The sequence below is a fragment of the Acidovorax sp. JHL-9 genome (assembly GCF_000426205.1).
Lineage (GTDB): Bacteria > Pseudomonadota > Gammaproteobacteria > Burkholderiales > Burkholderiaceae_C > Acidovorax > Acidovorax soli.
In genome coordinates, this window is sequence record NZ_AUEX01000019.1 from 33,015 (window position 1) to 49,346 (window position 16,332).

Consider the following 16,332-nt stretch of genomic DNA (forward strand, 5'->3'; position numbering starts at 1 on the left):
AGATTGTATATCAAAAAAATCACCCCCGACACATCCGCTGCGCATCTGTCGGACGAGATTGAAGGCAGTGTGCAGGGGCACCGTGATGGCCATGGTTTCGTCATTCGCGATGATGGCGAAGGCGATATTTACATCCCCCCCAATGAAATGCGCGCCGTTCTGCACAAGGACCGGGTGCGCGTGCGCATCGTGCGCCAGGACCGCCGGGGCCGCCCCGAGGGGCGCGTGGTGGAGATCATCGAGCGCCCGCCGCAGCCCCTGATCGGCCGCTTGCTCCAGGAAAGCGGTGTCTGGCTGGTGGCCCCGGAAGACAAGCGCTACGGGCAGGATGTGCTGATTCCCAAGGGGGCCACCGGCGCGGCCAAGCCGGGGCAAGTGGTGGTGGTCGAGTTGACCGAACCCCCGGCGCTGTTTGGCCAACCCGTGGGCCGCATCACCGAAGTGCTGGGCGAGGTGGACGACCCGGGCATGGAGATTGAAATCGCGGTGCGCAAATATGGCGTGCCGCACGAGTTCTCGGCCGAATGCCTGGCGCAGGCCAAGGAACTGCCCGACAAGGTGCGTGCGCAGGACAAGAAGCAGCGGGTCGATCTGACCGACGTGCCGCTGGTCACCATCGACGGCGAAGATGCGCGCGACTTCGACGATGCCGTCTATTGCGAGCCCGCCAAGGTGGGGCGCGGCAAGGGCTGGCGTCTGCTGGTGGCCATTGCCGACGTGAGCCACTATGTGGAGACGGGCAGCGCCATCGATATCGACGCCTACGACCGCGCCACCAGCGTGTACTTTCCGCGCCGCGTGATCCCCATGCTGCCTGAAAAACTCAGCAATGGCCTGTGCTCGCTCAACCCCGAGGTGGAGCGCCTGTGCATGGTGTGCGACATGCTGGTCACCGCCAAGGGCGAGGTGCATGCCTACCAGTTCTACCCGGCCGTGATGTACAGCCACGCGCGCTTCACTTACACCGAAGTCGCTGCCATTCTGGCGAACACCCGTGGGCCGGAAGCGGGCAAACGCAAGGACCGGGTGAAAGACCTGATCAACCTGCACGACGTGTACCGGGCGCTGCTGCTGGCACGCCGTGAGCGCGGCGCGGTGGACTTTGAAACCACCGAGACGCAGATCATCTGTGATGAGAACGGCCGCATCGAAAAGATCGTGCCGCGCACCCGCAACGATGCCCACAAGCTGATCGAAGAAGCCATGCTGGCCGCCAATGTGTGCAGTGCCGACTTCATTGCGCAGGGCGGCCAACCCGGCCTGTTCCGGGTGCACGAAGGCCCCACGCCCGAGAAGCAGGAAATCCTGCGGGGCTACCTCAAGGCGATGGCGGTAGGCATGACGATCGGTGACAACCCCCATCCGTCGGAGTTCCAGGCGATTGCCGAGGCCACCAAGGACCGGCCCGACGCGCAGCAGATCCACACCATGCTGCTGCGGTCGATGCAGCAGGCCATCTACACCCCCATCAACAGCGGGCACTTCGGTCTGGCCTTCGAGGCCTATACGCACTTCACCAGCCCCATCCGGCGCTACCCCGACCTGCTGGTGCATCGCGTCATCAAGGCCATTCTGGGCAAGAGCAAATACAAGCTGCCCGCGCTGCCCACACCCGGCGAGGCGCATGCCAAGCTGGCCAAGCGCCTGGCGGCCCGCGTGGCGGCGCCTGGCACCAGGCCGCGCAAGGACGTGGCGCCCCCCAGCCGCGACACGCAGGCCTGGGAGGCCGCCGGCCTGCATTGCAGCGCCAACGAGCGACGCGCCGACGAGGCCAGCCGCGATGTCGAGGCCTGGCTCAAGTGCAAGTACATGCGCGAGCACCTGGGCGAGGAATACAGCGGCGTGGTCAGTGCGGCCACGAGCTTCGGCATCTTCGTGACGCTGGATGCGATGTATGTGGAGGGCCTGGTGCACATCACCGAGCTGGGGGGCGAGTACTTCAAGTTCGACGAGGCGCGCCAGGAGCTGCGCGGTGAACGAACGGGCATCCGCTATTCCATTGGCACGCGGGTGCGGGTGCAGGTCAGCCGTGTGGACCTCGATGGGCGCAAGATCGATTTTCGCCTGATCCGCGAGGGCGAGGAACTGATCGGCCGTGCGCTCAAGGAGAAGGGCGTGGCCCCGGAATCTGCGGCCCGCAAGGCGGGGCGTTCGGGCGGGCGCAAGCGCGCCCAGGCGCCAGAACCCTCGGCCACCGAGCGCGCCGGTCTGACGCGTGAGCAGGCGGCGCGCTCGCCTGCCGGTGCGGCCAAGGCATCGGCCAAGAAGGCGGCCGCGAATGGCAAGGCGGGCAAAAGCAAGAGCCGCAAGCCGCGCCGCAGTTGAGCCGCCTGCGGCGCGCACGCTGCAGGGAATGATTTGCTCTTGTATTGATAGCTGCTTGTGTATGATCCACAAGCGCAAACAGCTATTTTGTTAATAATTTCCGATGTGACGCGCCAGTGCGCTGGCCGTCAATGTGCCTTCGGCAGGCCAGCGGTCGGCGGCAAGGCCGTGCAGGTACACAGCCTCCGTGGCGGCACGCAGGGCATCGGCCCCCGTGGCCCTGCCGCCTGCCAGACCGGCGCCCACCATGCCCGCCAGCACATCGCCGGTGCCAGCGGTGGCAAGCCGGGCGTTGCCAGTGGGGTTGATGGCTGGAGCATGCCCCGGTGCCGCGATCACCGTGCCGGACCCCTTGAGGACCACTATGCAGTGCAACTGCTGTGCCAGTTGCTGCGCTGCGCGCAGCCGGTCGGCCTGCACCTCAGTGGCAGACAGGCCCAGCAGGCGTGCCGCTTCGAGGGGGTGGGGTGTGAGCACTGTGGGCAGCCCGCGCCCGCTGCGGTTGACCACCAGGGAGCGCAGCGCCGCATCAGCGGCCAGGGCATTGAGCGCGTCGGCGTCCAGCACCAGCCGGGCGGCCCTGGTCAGCACGGCGGGCAGCATCGTGCGCACGGCCTCGCCGCCGCCGCAACCACACACCACCGTGAGCTCTTCCAATGCCAGCGCGTCAAATTGGCGGAACATCACTTCGGGCTGTGCCCCATCCAGTGCCATCTGGCCATCGTCGAGCAAGGCCACCAGCACCCGGCCCGCGCCGGCATGCAACGCGGCGGCTGCTGCCAGCAGCGCAGCGCCCGTCATGCCCAGGCCGCGCGCCGCCAGGCCCTCACCGCCCACCACGGCCACATCGCCGTAGCTGCCCTTGTGGCTGGCGTGGCTGCGCGGCGCGGGCAGTGCGGGGCCGGCCAGCCACGCGCCGGGGGGCTCGTGGGCTGCGGGCAGCCCCAGGTCATCCAGCCACACGTTGCCGGCAGCGTCTCGCCCGGAGGCCGTGAACAGACCGGGCTTGAGCGTCAGCAGGCCGAGCGTGTGGCGTGCCTGTCGGTGCGAGAGGGCTTCCGAAGCCGGTGGACTGAAACCCGCAGCGAACTGGCCGGTGTCGGCATCGAGGCCCGAGGGCAGATCGACGGCGAGCACGGGCGCCGGGCTGTGGTGCAGGGCAGTCAGCGCGGCAAGCATCCGGCTGTCGGGTTTCCGCGAAGTGGTGGATGTGACGCCAATCCCCAGCAGGGCATCGATGCACAGGTCCGCAGCGGTCATGTCGGCGGGGGCCGCGTCGGCCCACACCACGCCTGCAGCCTGTGCTCGCTCCCACGACAGGCGGGCATCGGTGGGTGCGTGTTCCGGGCTGCCCAGCCAGGTCACCACGACCCGCAGCCCGTCGCGCTGCAAATGCGTGGCGGCTTCCAGCCCGTCGCCGCCGTTGTTGCCGGGGCCGCAGGCAATCCACACCGTGCGGGCATGGGGCGCCAGCGCGCGCGCCAGCCGTGCCACGGCCAGGCCGGCGCGCCGCATGAGGGTGTGGGGCGGCAAGGCTGCGGCGACCTGCTGCTCCATGCGCCGGGTGGCTGCGGTGTTGAACAGGGGGTGTGGCCGCTGTGGCGTGATGGGGTGCATGGAGATGTGTGGGCGTGGTGGGCAGCGCTGGATCAGGTTTTCGCCGTGGGCTGGTGGTCGTAGGCCAGTTCCATCCGGTAGGCCAGCCCCAGGAACAGGGATTGGGCGAGGCTGAGCGTGCTGGTAAGCGATCGGAAACCGAAGGTGGCACCGTCCTGCGCAATCAAGGTGGTGCAGGCGAGGGAGGCGAGGGGGCTGAGTTGGCTGTCGGTGATTGCGAGCAAGCGTGCGCCGCGCGCCACGGCTTCCTGCGCCAGTTCGAGGGTTTCCTGGGCATAGGGCTCAAACGACACGGCGACGAGCACATCACCGGGTGCCAGCGCACGCAGTTCGCCCTGGTGCATGAACCCCAGCCCGTGCAGCCAGTGCAAGGGTTTGGCCGTGTGCTGCAGCGCATAGGCCAGGTAGGCCCCCACCGGAAACGCGCGGCGTGATGCGGCCAGCCACAACGCGGGAGCCTGCAGCATCAGCTCCACCGCCGCATCGAACTGCGCATCCGGCAGGTTGCGCTGCAGTGCCTGCAGGCTGCCAATGTTGCCGTCGATCACCTCATGCGCCAGCTGGGCCGCCGAGCGCGCGCTCCCGCCGGGCACGATCAGTTCGCGGATGCGTTCCTGGTAGTTGCGGTTGGGCGCCAGCTGGCGCACGGCGCCGGCGCGGAACAGGGCCTGCATCTCTGTGTAGCCCGAAAAGCCGAAATGCTTGGCAAACCGCACCAGGGCCGAGGGCTGCACTCCGCATTGCGCTGCCGTGGCCTGCACGCCATCCAGTGCCAGCTGGTCGCGGTGCTTTTCCACGTAGCGCGCGATGGTCTTGAGCTGGCGGCTCAACGGCTCGAAGCCGGCATGTACCGCGGCCAGAAACGCGTCAGCGTGCGGGTAGGGCGTGGCGGTGGAGGTGGTGTCGGATAGTGTTTTTCTATTTTTCATTAAATTAGAAAATAATTTCTATTTTGGGCTATCATAGATGCAACGAACCATTATCCGGCGCACCGGTTTCAGCCCGGGGTGCATTTGAGGAGACCTGTACATGCTGTCCTTTCCCGCCGATCGGCCCTTCGACGTGGCCTGCCTGGGCCGACTGGCCGTGGACCTCTATGCCCAGCAGATCGGCTGCAGTCTGGAGGCTGCCAGCAGTTTTGCCAAATACCTGGGGGGCTCGTCGGCCAACATCGCGTTTGGCACTGCGCGGCTGGGGCTGCGCTCGGCCATGGTGTCCCGGGTGGGCAATGAGCAGAACGGCCGCTTTCTGCTCGACACGCTGCGGCGTGAGGGCTGCGATGTCAGCCAGGTGCAGGTGGACGACCAGCGCCTGACCGGCATGGTGCTACTGGGCATCAAGGACCAGGACACTTTTCCCCTGCTTTTTGCCCGCGAGAACTGCGCCGATATGGCGCTGGACGCGGACGGGATCAGCGAGGATTTTCTGGCGCGCTGCCGCAGCCTGGTGATCACCGGCACCCACCTGAGCACCCCCACCGTGCTGGCCGCCAGCCGCCGTGCGCTGGACATCGCGCAGCGCCATGGACTGGTGCGGGTGCTGGACATCGACTATCGCCCCGTGCTGTGGGGCCTGGCCGCCAAGGGCGATGGAGAAACACGTTACGTGGGCAGCGACGCGGTCAGCCGCCACTTGCAGGCGCAACTCGGGTCGTTCGAGCTCATCATCGGCACCGAAGAGGAATGGCTCATTGCGGGTGGCGTGCCGGGCGATTTGATGGCCAGCCTGCGCAGCGTGCGCGAACACACGCAGGCCGTGCTGGTGGTCAAGCGGGGGCCGCTGGGCTGCAGCATTGTTGAAGGAGCCGTACCCGCCGCGCTGGACGACGCGCCCACGGTGCTGGGCGAGCGCATCGAGGTGCTCAACGTGCTGGGCGCGGGCGATGCCTTTGCCTCGGGCCTGCTGTCAGGCCTGCTGCGTGGCAGGACTTTGGTCGAGTCGGCGGCCATTGCCAACGCCTGTGGAGCCATCGTGGTGTCGCGCCACGGCTGCGCGCCCGCCATGCCCACACCGGCCGAGCTGGCGCACTGGTTCTCGGGCCACCGCCATCCCCGTCCCGACCAGGACCCGCAGTTGGCCCACCTGCACCGGGTGACGGCGGCGCGGCCGCAGTGGCCCGAGCTGTTCGTGCTGGCCTACGACCACCGCGCCCAGTTCGAAGACCTGGCGCGCCAGGCCGGTGCGGAGGGCGCACGCCTGCCTGTACTCAAGCAATTACTCAACGCCGTGGTGGCCGATGTCGAGCGCGACCCCGGATGCCGGGGGCGCATGGGCGTGCTGATCGACGGGCGCATCGGTGAGGCGGCTTTGCATGACGCCACGGGCCGGGGCTGGTGGTTGGGGCGCCCGATCGAGCTGCCCGGTTCGCGCCCGCTGCGTTTCGACGGCACCCATTCGCTGGCCTCGCAACTGCTGCACTGGCCGCGCGAGCAGGTCGTGAAATGCCTGGTGTTCTACCACCCGGATGACGCGGCCGGGCTGCGCGCCGAGCAGGACGAGTGGTTGCAGCAGGTGTGGGAGGCCACGCGCGCCAGCGGGCACGAGCTGCTGCTGGAGGTGATTCCGCCGAAGGACATGCTCGCCCCAGGCGATACCGGCGAGGCGGTGCTGTGCGCCATTCGCCACTTCTACAGTATCGGCCTCAAGCCCGAGTGGTGGAAGGTGGGCACCATGGCCGCCCGCCACTGGGAGGCGCTGGATGCCCTGGTGCGCGAGCGCGACCCGTACTGCCGTGGCGCGGTGATCCTGGGGCTGTCGCAGCCGGTGGAGCAGCTCATTGCCGGCTTTGCCGAGGCGCGCGTGCCCATCGTCAAAGGCTTCATGATCGGCCGCACCGCCTGGGCCGGGCCCAGCCTGGCGTGGCTCAAGGGCGAGATCGACGATGCCGGGCTGCAGGCGCAGGTGGCCGCCAATTTCCGCCGCCTCATCGCGGGCTGGCGTGACAGCCGGCCCCAGCATCCGGCAACAACAGAAACAACCGACTCTGTGGTGGCGGGAGCGCTCGCATGACATTGCTGGTCAAAGCCCATTCCACGGGCCGTGTGGTGGTGGATGTGACGCCGGCCTCGGCCGGGTGGACCCACGTGGGGTTCAAGGCGCTGCGCCTGGCGGCGGGCGATGAGGAATCGCTGGCCACCGGCGCGCGCGAGCTGTGCATCACGGTGCTCAGCGGGCAGGTGGACGTGCATGTGGGGGCACAGGCCTACCGCGCGCTGGGCAGCCGCGCCTCGGTGTTTGAAGAGGCTTCGCCCACGGCCGTGTATGTGCCGCCTGCGCGGACGGTGCGCATCGTGGCGCGTGGTGCGGCCGAGGTGGCGTTGAGCAGCGCACCGGCGCGCGGCCTGTATCCCGAGCGGGTGATCGAGCCTGCGCAGATGCAGCGCAGCGTGCGCGGGCAGGGCAGCAACACGCGCCATGTCTGCGACATCCTGCCCGAGTCGCAGCCCGCCGAAGGCCTGCTGGTGGTGGAGGTGATCACTCCCGCCGGTCACTCGTCCAGCTACCCGCCGCACAAGCACGACAGCGCCGACGCCAGCCAGCCTCTGGCCGAAACCGTGCTGGAGGAAACCTACTACCACCAGCTCGATCCCGCGCAGGGATTTGCCTTCCAGCGTGTGTACACCGACGACCGCTCGCTGGACGAAGCCATGGCCGTGGAGCACCGCGACACGGTGCTGGTGCCGCGCGGCTACCACCCCTGCGTGGCACCGCATGGCTACGACCTGTACTACCTCAACACCATGGCAGGGCCCGAGCGCCGCTGGGCGTTCAAGAACGATCCTGCCCATGCCTGGATGGTTGCGCCACGCTGATGCTACTTATTCGATAGCTGCTGGCGCAGTATCAGCAAACGAAAGAGCGCCCAGCACTACAAACCCCTGAAAAGGTTCGCAGAAAACCTTTGCCCCTGAACCGCCAACCCCTGGAGACAAACCATGAAACGTCACACCCTTCGCATCCTTGCCGGCGCACTGCTCGCCTGCACGCTCGGCGCCCAGGCGCAGACCGCCTATCCCACGCAGCCCGTCAAGTGGGTGGTGCCCTATGCACCTGGCGGCACCACCGACGTGATTGCGCGCAGCCTGGCCGTGCGCATGGGGCAGGACCTGGGCCAGCCCGTGGTGGTGGACAACAAGCCGGGCGCGGCCAGCATCATTGGCGCCACCTTCATCGCGCGCTCGGTGGCCGATGGCTACACCGTGGGCACGGCCGACTCGGGCACGCTGGCCTTCAACCCGGCCATGTATTCCGCGCTGAGCTACAACGCCGAGAAGGACTTCAGCTTCATTGGCGGCCTGGGCCGCATGCCGCTGGTGCTGGCCGTGCACCCCGACTTTCCGGCCCGGAATATGCAGGAGTTTCTGGCCCAGGTGCGCAAGAATCCCGGCTCCGTCTCGTCGGCCTCGTCGGGCCCGGGCTCGCCGCTGCATGTGGCGCTGGAGCTGTTCAAGCAGCGCACTGGCACGAACATCCTGCACGTGCCCTACAAGGGCTCGGCCCCGGCGCTGCAGGACCTCATGGCCGGCCAGGTGCAGTCGATGTTTGTCGATCTGCCCCCCAGCCTGTCGATGATCAAGGCGGGCAAGGTGCGCGTGCTGGCCGTGGCCACGCCGCAGCGCCTGACCATCCTGCCTGATGTGCCCACCATGGCCGAGGCGGGGGTGCCTGGCTTTGAAGCCTACGCCTGGCAGGGCTTCGTGGGCCCGGCCAAGCTGCCCGCAGCCGTGGTCGAGCGCCTGAACAAAGACCTGGCGGCGGCGCTTCGCCATCCCGAGACTCGGGCCAAGCTTGAAGAAATCGGCATCCAGCCGCTGTCCATGACGCCCCAGCAGTTCACGGATTTCGTGCGCAGTGAGCAAAAGCTGTGGGCGGGGGTGATCCGCGCCGCCAACATCCGCCTGGACTGAGCGGCTTCGCCCCTGGAAACAAGACCCGAGAGAGACACCATGACCCTTTCCATGAATCGCCGCCAGGCCTGCGCCGCCCTGGCTTCCCTGTCCGCGGGTTTCGTGCTGCCCGCTGCTGCGCAGACCGGGGCCTACCCCAGCAAGCCCATCGAACTCATCGTTCCCTTTGCCGCAGGCGGCGGCACCGACGTGCTCGCCCGGGCGCTGGCTGAAGCGGCGCGCAAGCATTTGCCGCAGGACCTCATCGTTCTCAACAAGGCAGGCGCCAGTGGTGCCGTGGGCTGGACCGAACTGGCCAATGCCCGGCCCGACGGCTACAAGCTGGCCATCATCACGGTGGAAATCACGATGATTCCCCACATGGGCATCACCAAGCTGACGGCCGACAGCGTGACCCCCATTGCACGCCTGAATGCCGACCCGGCCACGCTGGCCGTGCGCGCGGATTCGCCGCTGCGCACCATCGAAGATTTGCTGGCCGCCGCCCGCAAGAACCCCGGTGGCGTGCGCGTGGGCAATGCGGGGCCCGGCTCGCTGGGGCATCTGGCGGCGGCGGCACTGGAAGACAAGGTGGGCGTGCAGTTCAACCATGCCCCGTATCGAGGTGCCAACCCCGCCGTGCTCGACCTGCTGGGCGGGCATATCGAGGCAGTGGCCGTGACGCCCGTGGAGGTGGCCACCTATGTGGCGGCGGGCAAGATCCGTTCGCTGGCCGTGATGTCCGAGCAGCGCATCGCCGCCGGCTGGGAAGCGGTGCCCACGCTTAAGGAGCGCAAGATCGATTTGGTGATCGGTGGCTGGCGCGGGCTTGCAGCTCCCAAGGGCACGCCCGCCGAGGTGGTGTCCGTGCTGCGCACCGCCATGGCCAAAACCCTGCAGGAGCCCGCGCTGCGTGACACCATGGCCCGTCAGAACATGGGAGAAGGCTATCTGGACCAGGCGGACTTCAATGCCCTGATCGCGCGGGACAACTCCACGTTCAAGCAACTGGTGGAGAAGCTGGGTATCAAGGCCTGAGTAGCGGCCCCCAGACCCTGCCGGCCCCGCCCCGCAGGGCTGCTGCCGGGCGGGTTTTTTGGGCGTGCGCCCGCGGCGCCCGTCTTGCGGTGGGCTCGGCCGCATGGCTGTCCTGGCCAGGAGGCCGTGGTCCGCATGGGTCATGCCCCGAAGCCGGGGGCAAAGGCCTCGCGCAGCCATTCCACGAAAACCGCCACCGCGCGCGGCACATGGGCCGAGTAGGGGCGGATGGCATGGATCGTCTCGCTGAAGGTGCCCACGGGGCGCCAATCCGGCAACACCTCGACGAGCTTGCCCGCCTGCAGCGCGGCCTGGGCGCTGAAGTCGGGCACCAGCGCGATGCCCAGGCCCGCCAGTGCGGCATCGCGCAGGGCCTCGCTGTTGTTGGCAGCCAGCGGGCCGGTCACGGGCACGGTCAGGCGCGGGCAGGCACCCGGCACCTGGGGCTCGAAGGTCCATGCCGGGGCTTCCTGGGTGCGGGGGTAGTGCAGGCAGTCGTGCTGGCGCAGGTCGTCGGGCGCACGGGGTGTGCCAGCGCGGCGCAGATAGGCGCGGTTGGCTACCAGCACGGACCGCGTGGTGCACAGCAGCCAGGCCACGTGGGTGTCGGGTGCCACGGCGGTGTGGCGGATGGCCAGATCCAGCCCTTCGAGGGTCAGTGAGCGCAGATTGTCCGACAGGTCCAGCTCCAGCCGCACCTCGGGGTAGGCACGCAGAAATGTCGGCAGTCTCGGCACCAGTTGCTGACGCGCCAGCGCTACCGGGGCGGTCACGCGCAGGCGGCCCTGGGGCACTCCGGCGCGGTCGCGCACGCCGGCAAAGCTCTCGGCAATGCGTTCGAAGGCGCCGCGCGTGTCGTCCACCAGTTGCCGCCCCGCCTCGGTCAGGCCCACGCTGCGGGTGGTGCGCCGCACGAGCGGTACGCCCGCGGCGCGCTCCAGCTCCGCGATGTGCTGGCTCATGGCTGCCTTGCTCACGCCCAGCCGTGCTGCCGCGCCGGTGTAGCTGCCTTGTTCGCCCAATACCACCAGCCAGTGCAGGTGGGACCAGAGGGCTTCGGGCTTGGTGTGGTCTGTCGATTTCATGTTGCTATTGTTCACCAATGTGAACAATCATTTCACGACTGCGGTCTTGGCAGGGCAGGGGGCGGCTTCTAGACTGCGGGCCACGTTCCACTGTTTTTGAAAGAGGTTTGCATGACCACCGCCGCCCAGCCCATCCACATTGGCCATTACATCCAGGGCGCGCGCGTCGCCGGCGCCAGCACCCGCAGCCAGGACGTGACCAATCCCGCCACGGGCGCAGTGACCGGCCGCGTGGCGCTGGCCCACCGCGCGGATGTGGATGCGGCCGTGGCAGCCGCGCAGGCGGCCTTCCCGGCCTGGGCCGACACGCCGCCCATCCGCCGCGCGCGCGTGCTGTTCAAGTTTCTGGAGCTGGTCAACCAGCACAAGGACGCGCTGGCCCGTGCCATCACGGCCGAGCATGGCAAGGTGTTCACCGACGCGCAGGGCGAGGTGGCGCGCGGCATCGACATCATCGAGTTTGCCTGCGGCATTCCGCAACTGCTCAAGGGCGATTTCACCGACCAGGTGAGCACGGGCATCGACAACTGGACGCTGCGTCAGCCCCTGGGGGTGGTGGCGGGCATCACGCCGTTCAACTTCCCGGTGATGGTGCCCATGTGGATGTTCCCGGTGGCCATTGCAGCAGGCAACACCTTCGTGCTCAAGCCCAGCCCGACCGATCCCACGGCTTCGCTGATGATGGCCGATCTGCTCCAGCAGGCGGGGCTGCCCGATGGCGTGTTCAACGTGGTGCAGGGCGACAAGGAAGCGGTGGACGCGCTGATCGAGCACCCGGATGTGAAGGCGATCAGCTTTGTCGGTTCGACCCCCATCGCCAACTACATCTACGAAACCGGCGCCCACCACGGCAAGCGCGTGCAGGCCCTGGGTGGCGCCAAGAACCACATGGTCGTGATGCCCGATGCCGACATCGATCAGGCGGTGGACGCTCTCATCGGCGCGGGCTACGGCTCGGCCGGCGAGCGCTGCATGGCCATCAGCGTGGCCGTGCTGGTGGGGGACGCCGCCGACAAACTGGTGCCCAAGCTCATCGAGCGTACCAAGGCGCTCAAGGTGCTCGACGGCACCAACCTGGCGGCCGAAATGGGCCCCATCGTCACCCGTGCCGCCCACGAGCGCATCTCGGGTTACATCGACCTGGGTGTGAAGGAAGGTGCGCAACTGCTGGTGGATGGCCGCGGCTTCGACGGCAAGCAGGCGGGCGAAGGCTGCGAAGGCGGCTTCTGGCTGGGCGGCACGTTGTTCGACCACGTCACGCCCGACATGCGCATCTACAAGGAAGAAATCTTCGGCCCCGTGCTGGCGGTGGTGCGCGCCAAGGATTTTGGTGAAGCGGTGAAGCTGGTCAACGACCATGAATTCGGCAATGGCGTGGCCTGCTTCACGCGCGACGGCAACGTGGCCCGCGAGTTCGGCCGCCGCATCCAGGCGGGCATGGTCGGCATCAATGTGCCGATCCCGGTGCCCATGGCCTGGCACGGCTTTGGCGGCTGGAAGCGCAGCCTGTTTGGCGACATGCACGCCTATGGCGAAGAAGGCGTGCGCTTCTACACCAAGCAAAAGAGCATCATGCAGCGCTGGCCCGAGAGCACACCCAAGGGCGCCGAGTTCGTGATGCCGACGGCGAAGTAAGGCAGATCCGGCACTGCACGCAACAAAGGGGCCATCGGCCCCTTTGTTGATGGTGATGTGGCGCGCGCAGTCGCACGCCATCTCCGGCCCTTGGCCATTCAAAAGCGCTGGATTCCGAGCCCCTCCAGACTGATATCCGGGTTGCGCTGGCCGATCAGGTCTGCCACGGCGCGGGCGCAGCCGCTGGCCAGGGTCCATCCGCCCGCGCCGTGGCCGGTGTTGAGCCACAGGCCTGGCACGCCGCTGGCGCCCACCACGGGCGCGCCGTCGGGCAGCGTGGGGCGTGCGCCGCGCCATACCTGCAGCCCCGAGGACAGCAGGGCGCCACCGGGGAACCAGTCGTTCATGGTCCGGTAGAGCTGCTGCAGTGTGGGGACGTGGTGTTCGGCATCCGGTGCGCCCAATTCGGCTCCGCCCGCGATGCGCACACGCAGGCCCAGCCGCGTGATGCTGATCTGCAACTGGCTGTCCACCACGCTCGCCACCGGCGCATGCAGGGCCTCGCGCAGCGGGGCGCTGACGGAATAGCCATGCACTGCCGCCATCGGCAGGCGCGGGCCCAGGGGGCGCAGCAGGGCGGCCGATGCCATGCCGGCGCACAGCACCACGGCATCGAAGGATCGCGTGCCGCTTTCGCCCTGCACCTGCACGCCCAGGGGCTGGGAGGCCAGCCGGGCCACGCGGGAGCCAAAGGCAAATTGCACGCCACCGGCCTGGGTGCCCTGGCGCAGCAGTTGGGCGAACAGCCGGCAGTTGCCAGCCGTGGCGTCGGGCAGGTGCAGCGCCCCCGCCAGCGGGGTTTCGGGGCACAGGCCGGGCTCGATCTGGCGTGCGGCGTCGGCATCGATCTCGCGCAGTGCAATCCCGGCGTCGCGCAGAACCTGCAGGGCGGGCTGCCAGCGGGCCTGCTCCTGCGCGGTGCGCAGCAGGATGAGGCGCCCCTGGCTGGTTTCGAATTCCAGCTCGTGTTGCGCAGCGATGTGCTGCAGGCGCTGCTGGCTGTAGCGTGCCAGGCCCTCCAGTGTCGACAGCTGTGCGGCCTGTGCGCCGCGCCGCGCTGCACGCCGCCAGCGCCACAGCCATGCCAGGTCTGTGCCTTTGACGCCTTCCAGCCGCAGCGTGGCGCGGCGGCCCAGGAGCTTCAGAGGCGTGTACAGGCCGGGTGCGCTCCAGGGTGTGAGCAGGTGCGGCGCCAGCAGGCCGGCATTGGCAAAGCTGGCCTCCTCGGCGGCGGCGTTGCGTTGTTCAAAGACGGTGACCTCGTGGCCGTCATGGGCCAGCTCATATGCGGTGGACACGCCGACAATGCCGGCGCCCACGATGGCGATTTTCATGAAATTGGACGTTTTTAGGCTCTAGCGCTTGATGGTAAGCCGCTGGCAGCTATTATTTTTGTAGTATCTGCTCGATCTGCAGGCCCACGTTGAGTACTGCGTCGTCGTGCAGGGCAGCGTGCCAGACCATCAGCCCGACCGGGAGTTCTCCGGCCACATGGCAGGGCAGCGACAGCGCACAGCCATCGAGCATGTTCACCACGCTGGTGTTGCGCAGCAGCAGGGCGTTGACGCGGAAGAACTCGGCATCGTGCTCGGCGCCGGGTGCCACCGCGGCGATGGGGGGCGCCACCATCGGCACCGTGGGCGAGAGCAGGGCGTCGTAGGGGGCCAGTGCGGCCTCCATGCGGGCGATCCAGTTCTGGCGGTTCTGCAGCAGATCGATGTAGTCTGCGGCCGCCATGGTGGCGCCGCGCTCGATGCGGCTGCGCACCCGTGGATCGTATTGCGCCGCCCGCCGCGCCAGCAGGGGGCGGTGCCAGGCATGGCTTTCTGCCGCCGACAGGCTGCCGCCCGCCTGCATGGGCCCGAGTTCGGCCGTCAGCGGCAGGTCGATTTCTTCAATGTGGGCGCCCGCTTGGCGCAAGGTGTCCAGCGTGCGGCCGAATGCCCGGGCCACCGTGGCATCCAGGTTGTCGAGGAAGGTGGTGGATGGCACGGCCAGCCGCCACCAACGCAGAGGGGCGGGGCTGCGCGTGACGCGCCGCGCGGCCAGCACCTCGTGCACCACGATGGCATCGCGCACGCTGCGCGTCATGGCGCAGGCCGTATCCAGCGTGGTGGACAGCGGAATGGCGCCCGCCGTGGGAACCAGCCGGGCCGTGTTCTTGAAGCCCACGATGCCGTTGAGCGCAGCGGGGATGCGGATGGAGCCGCCCGTGTCCGAGCCCAGGCCCACAAATGCGGCCCCGGTCGCCACCGACACGGCTGCGCCCGAGGACGAGCCGCCGGGAATGCGTGGCGCGCCCGGCAGCGCGCCAAAGCGCCCGTCCCACGCTGCGGGCGAGCCAAAGTGCGGGTTCACGCCGACACCCGAGAAGGCAAATTCCACCATGTTCGTGCGGCCGATGAGCGTGCCGCCGGCGGAGCGCAGGCGGGCGACGGCGGGGCAATCGTGCGGCGCCGGCGCCGCGTCGGCCAGGGCCGTGGAGCCGGCGGTGGTCGGTTGGCCGGCGATGTCAAACAGATCCTTGACCGACACGGAAAGCCCGGCCAGCGGCAGCCGGAGAAGATCGCCTGGCGCCGAGAGGCTGTGCGCCGCCTCCGGCATAAGGCGCAAGAAGGCATGGGTGCAGGCGGCAGACTGCGCTGCATCCAGGCACTGCGCCAGTGCCGCAGTGGCGGTGTGGGTGCCGTTCTGCAGGCGCTCGCGGGTGGAGGTAAGGTCAATAAGCATGGCTATGCTAGAATCTTTGGGTTTTGCTGAGAGCCGCGGCGCGTGCAATGCCTTCGTGGTGTGTGTGCCGCGAAGGAGGCAAAACCAATCGCAAACCAGCCCTGTCAAGGTGTTGCGTCTTCGTGCACAGGCACGGCGGCGCAAGTATTGGGGCTGGATTTTAGACCCAACCTTTGGAGTATTTTTATGTCCGTTACCATGCGCGAAATGCTGGAAGCCGGTGTCCACTTCGGTCACCAGACCCGCTTCTGGAACCCCAAGATGGCCCCCTACATCTTCGGCCATCGCAACAAGATTCACATCATCAACCTGGAAAAGTCGCTGCCACTGTTCCAGGAAGCCCAGAAGTTCGCCAAGCAACTGGCTGCCAACCGCGGCACGATTATGATGGTCGGCACGAAGCGCCAGGCCCGTGAAATCCTGGCCACCGAAGCACAGCGCGCTGGCGTGCCTTTTGTGGACCAGCGCTGGCTGGGCGGCATGCTGACCAACTTCAAGACCGTGAAGACTTCGATCAAGCGCCTGAAGGACATGAAGGCCCAGCTCGAAACCGGCCTCGATAGCCTGAGCAAGAAAGAGCAGCTGACGTTTAGCCGTGAAATCGCCAAGCTTGAAAAGGACATCGGTGGCATCCAGGACATGGCCGCCTTGCCCGACGCGATCTTCATCATCGACGTGGGTTTCCACAAGATCGCCGTGGCCGAGGCCAAGAAGCTGGGCATTCCGCTGATTGGTGTGGTGGATACCAACCACTCGCCCGAAGGCATCGACTACGTGATTCCCGGCAACGACGACTCGGCCAAGGCTGTGACGCTGTATGCACGCGGCATCGCTGATGCGATCATCGAAGGCCGTGCGAACGCCGTGAACGAAGTGGTCAAGGCGGTTGCTTCTGAAGGTGGCGACGAATTCGTGGAAGTGCAAGAGTCCGCTGCCTGAAGTCCCGGCTGCGCGATGTATCGCGGATAAAAGCGGGGCCCCTGGTGAGCCCCCTTTTTTTTAGCCCGAATCTGAAC

Annotated in this window: 12 protein-coding genes; 7 read left to right on the top strand and 5 right to left on the bottom strand. The window is 67.6% G+C overall.

What is annotated here, in order from left to right:
• The first annotated feature begins 3 nt into the window (after window positions 1-3).
• Complete coding sequence (rnr, locus tag K225_RS0113100; RefSeq protein ID WP_026436844.1) at window positions 4-2,325, top strand: ribonuclease R; 2,322 nt, start codon at window positions 4-6, stop codon at window positions 2,323-2,325.
• A gap of 90 nt (window positions 2,326-2,415) precedes the next feature.
• On the opposite strand, the gene K225_RS0113105 is transcribed toward rnr, so the two are convergent.
• Together K225_RS0113105 and K225_RS0113110 are read right to left on the bottom strand one after the other, a co-directional pair.
• The gene (locus tag K225_RS0113105; protein ID WP_034712670.1) at window positions 2,416-3,942 is read right to left on the bottom strand and encodes a bifunctional ADP-dependent NAD(P)H-hydrate dehydratase/NAD(P)H-hydrate epimerase; all 1,527 of its coding nucleotides are present in this window, start codon (window positions 3,940-3,942) and stop codon (window positions 2,416-2,418) included.
• Window positions 3,943-3,974: 32 nt separating this feature from the next.
• Window positions 3,975-4,871, bottom strand: a complete 897-nt coding sequence (locus K225_RS0113110) for a MurR/RpiR family transcriptional regulator (protein ID WP_026436846.1) — start codon at window positions 4,869-4,871, stop codon at window positions 3,975-3,977.
• Window positions 4,872-4,971: 100 nt separating this feature from the next.
• Here K225_RS0113110 and iolC point away from each other — a divergent pair, with 100 nt between their 5' ends.
• From iolC to K225_RS0113130, 4 genes are all read left to right on the top strand, one after another.
• Window positions 4,972-6,951, top strand: coding sequence for a 5-dehydro-2-deoxygluconokinase (iolC, locus tag K225_RS20785; protein WP_051248929.1), 1,980 nt, complete (start codon window positions 4,972-4,974; stop codon window positions 6,949-6,951).
• Window positions 6,948-7,754: a 5-deoxy-glucuronate isomerase gene (iolB, locus tag K225_RS0113120; protein ID WP_026436847.1), complete on the top strand. Its 807-nt coding sequence runs from the start codon at window positions 6,948-6,950 to the stop codon at window positions 7,752-7,754. Before iolC ends, iolB begins: the two co-directional genes overlap by 4 nt.
• 123 nt (window positions 7,755-7,877) lie before the next feature.
• Window positions 7,878-8,849, top strand: coding sequence for a tripartite tricarboxylate transporter substrate binding protein (locus K225_RS0113125; protein ID WP_026436848.1), 972 nt, complete (start codon window positions 7,878-7,880; stop codon window positions 8,847-8,849).
• A gap of 39 nt (window positions 8,850-8,888) precedes the next feature.
• Entirely contained in the window at window positions 8,889-9,866 is a 978-nt protein-coding gene (locus K225_RS0113130; protein WP_026436849.1) for a tripartite tricarboxylate transporter substrate binding protein, read from the top strand.
• Between the two features lie 140 nt (window positions 9,867-10,006).
• Here the strand turns inward: K225_RS0113130 and K225_RS0113135 are convergent, their stop codons facing one another.
• Window positions 10,007-10,951 (bottom strand): LysR family transcriptional regulator, encoded by a 945-nt coding sequence (locus tag K225_RS0113135; protein WP_026436850.1) that lies wholly within the window; start codon window positions 10,949-10,951, stop codon window positions 10,007-10,009.
• A gap of 111 nt (window positions 10,952-11,062) precedes the next feature.
• Here K225_RS0113135 and K225_RS0113140 point away from each other — a divergent pair, with 111 nt between their 5' ends.
• Window positions 11,063-12,586 carry a CoA-acylating methylmalonate-semialdehyde dehydrogenase gene (locus K225_RS0113140; protein ID WP_026436851.1) on the top strand — a complete coding sequence of 508 codons (1,524 nt, stop codon included), beginning with the start codon at window positions 11,063-11,065 and terminating at the stop codon, window positions 12,584-12,586.
• 98 nt (window positions 12,587-12,684) lie between these two features.
• Here K225_RS0113140 and K225_RS0113145 read toward each other — a convergent pair whose 3' ends face one another.
• Window positions 12,685-13,920, bottom strand: a complete 1,236-nt coding sequence (locus tag K225_RS0113145; RefSeq protein WP_026436852.1) for an FAD-dependent oxidoreductase — start codon at window positions 13,918-13,920, stop codon at window positions 12,685-12,687.
• Window positions 13,921-13,972: 52 nt separating this feature from the next.
• The gene (locus tag K225_RS0113150; protein ID WP_026436853.1) at window positions 13,973-15,316 is read right to left on the bottom strand and encodes an amidase; all 1,344 of its coding nucleotides are present in this window, start codon (window positions 15,314-15,316) and stop codon (window positions 13,973-13,975) included.
• A 186-nt stretch (window positions 15,317-15,502) separates the two neighbouring features.
• Between K225_RS0113150 and rpsB the strand changes: the two genes are divergently transcribed.
• Entirely contained in the window at window positions 15,503-16,255 is a 753-nt protein-coding gene (gene rpsB, locus K225_RS0113155; RefSeq protein ID WP_026436854.1) for a 30S ribosomal protein S2, read from the top strand.
• Window positions 16,256-16,332 lie beyond the last annotated feature (77 nt).

Coding starts and splice junctions, on each gene's coding strand:
- K225_RS0113140 (WP_026436851.1), top strand. CDS start 11,063: ATGACCACCGCCGCCCAGCCCATCCACATTGGCCATTACATCCAGGGC.
- iolB (WP_026436847.1), top strand. CDS start 6,948: ATGACATTGCTGGTCAAAGCCCATTCCACGGGCCGTGTGGTGGTGGAT.
- K225_RS0113105 (WP_034712670.1), bottom strand. CDS start 3,942: ATGCACCCCATCACGCCACAGCGGCCACACCCCCTGTTCAACACCGCA.
- K225_RS0113150 (WP_026436853.1), bottom strand. CDS start 15,316: ATGCTTATTGACCTTACCTCCACCCGCGAGCGCCTGCAGAACGGCACC.
- iolC (WP_051248929.1), top strand. CDS start 4,972: ATGCTGTCCTTTCCCGCCGATCGGCCCTTCGACGTGGCCTGCCTGGGC.
- rpsB (WP_026436854.1), top strand. CDS start 15,503: ATGTCCGTTACCATGCGCGAAATGCTGGAAGCCGGTGTCCACTTCGGT.
- K225_RS0113145 (WP_026436852.1), bottom strand. CDS start 13,920: ATGAAAATCGCCATCGTGGGCGCCGGCATTGTCGGCGTGTCCACCGCA.
- K225_RS0113130 (WP_026436849.1), top strand. CDS start 8,889: ATGACCCTTTCCATGAATCGCCGCCAGGCCTGCGCCGCCCTGGCTTCC.
- K225_RS0113135 (WP_026436850.1), bottom strand. CDS start 10,951: ATGAAATCGACAGACCACACCAAGCCCGAAGCCCTCTGGTCCCACCTG.
- K225_RS0113110 (WP_026436846.1), bottom strand. CDS start 4,871: ATGAAAAATAGAAAAACACTATCCGACACCACCTCCACCGCCACGCCC.
- K225_RS0113125 (WP_026436848.1), top strand. CDS start 7,878: ATGAAACGTCACACCCTTCGCATCCTTGCCGGCGCACTGCTCGCCTGC.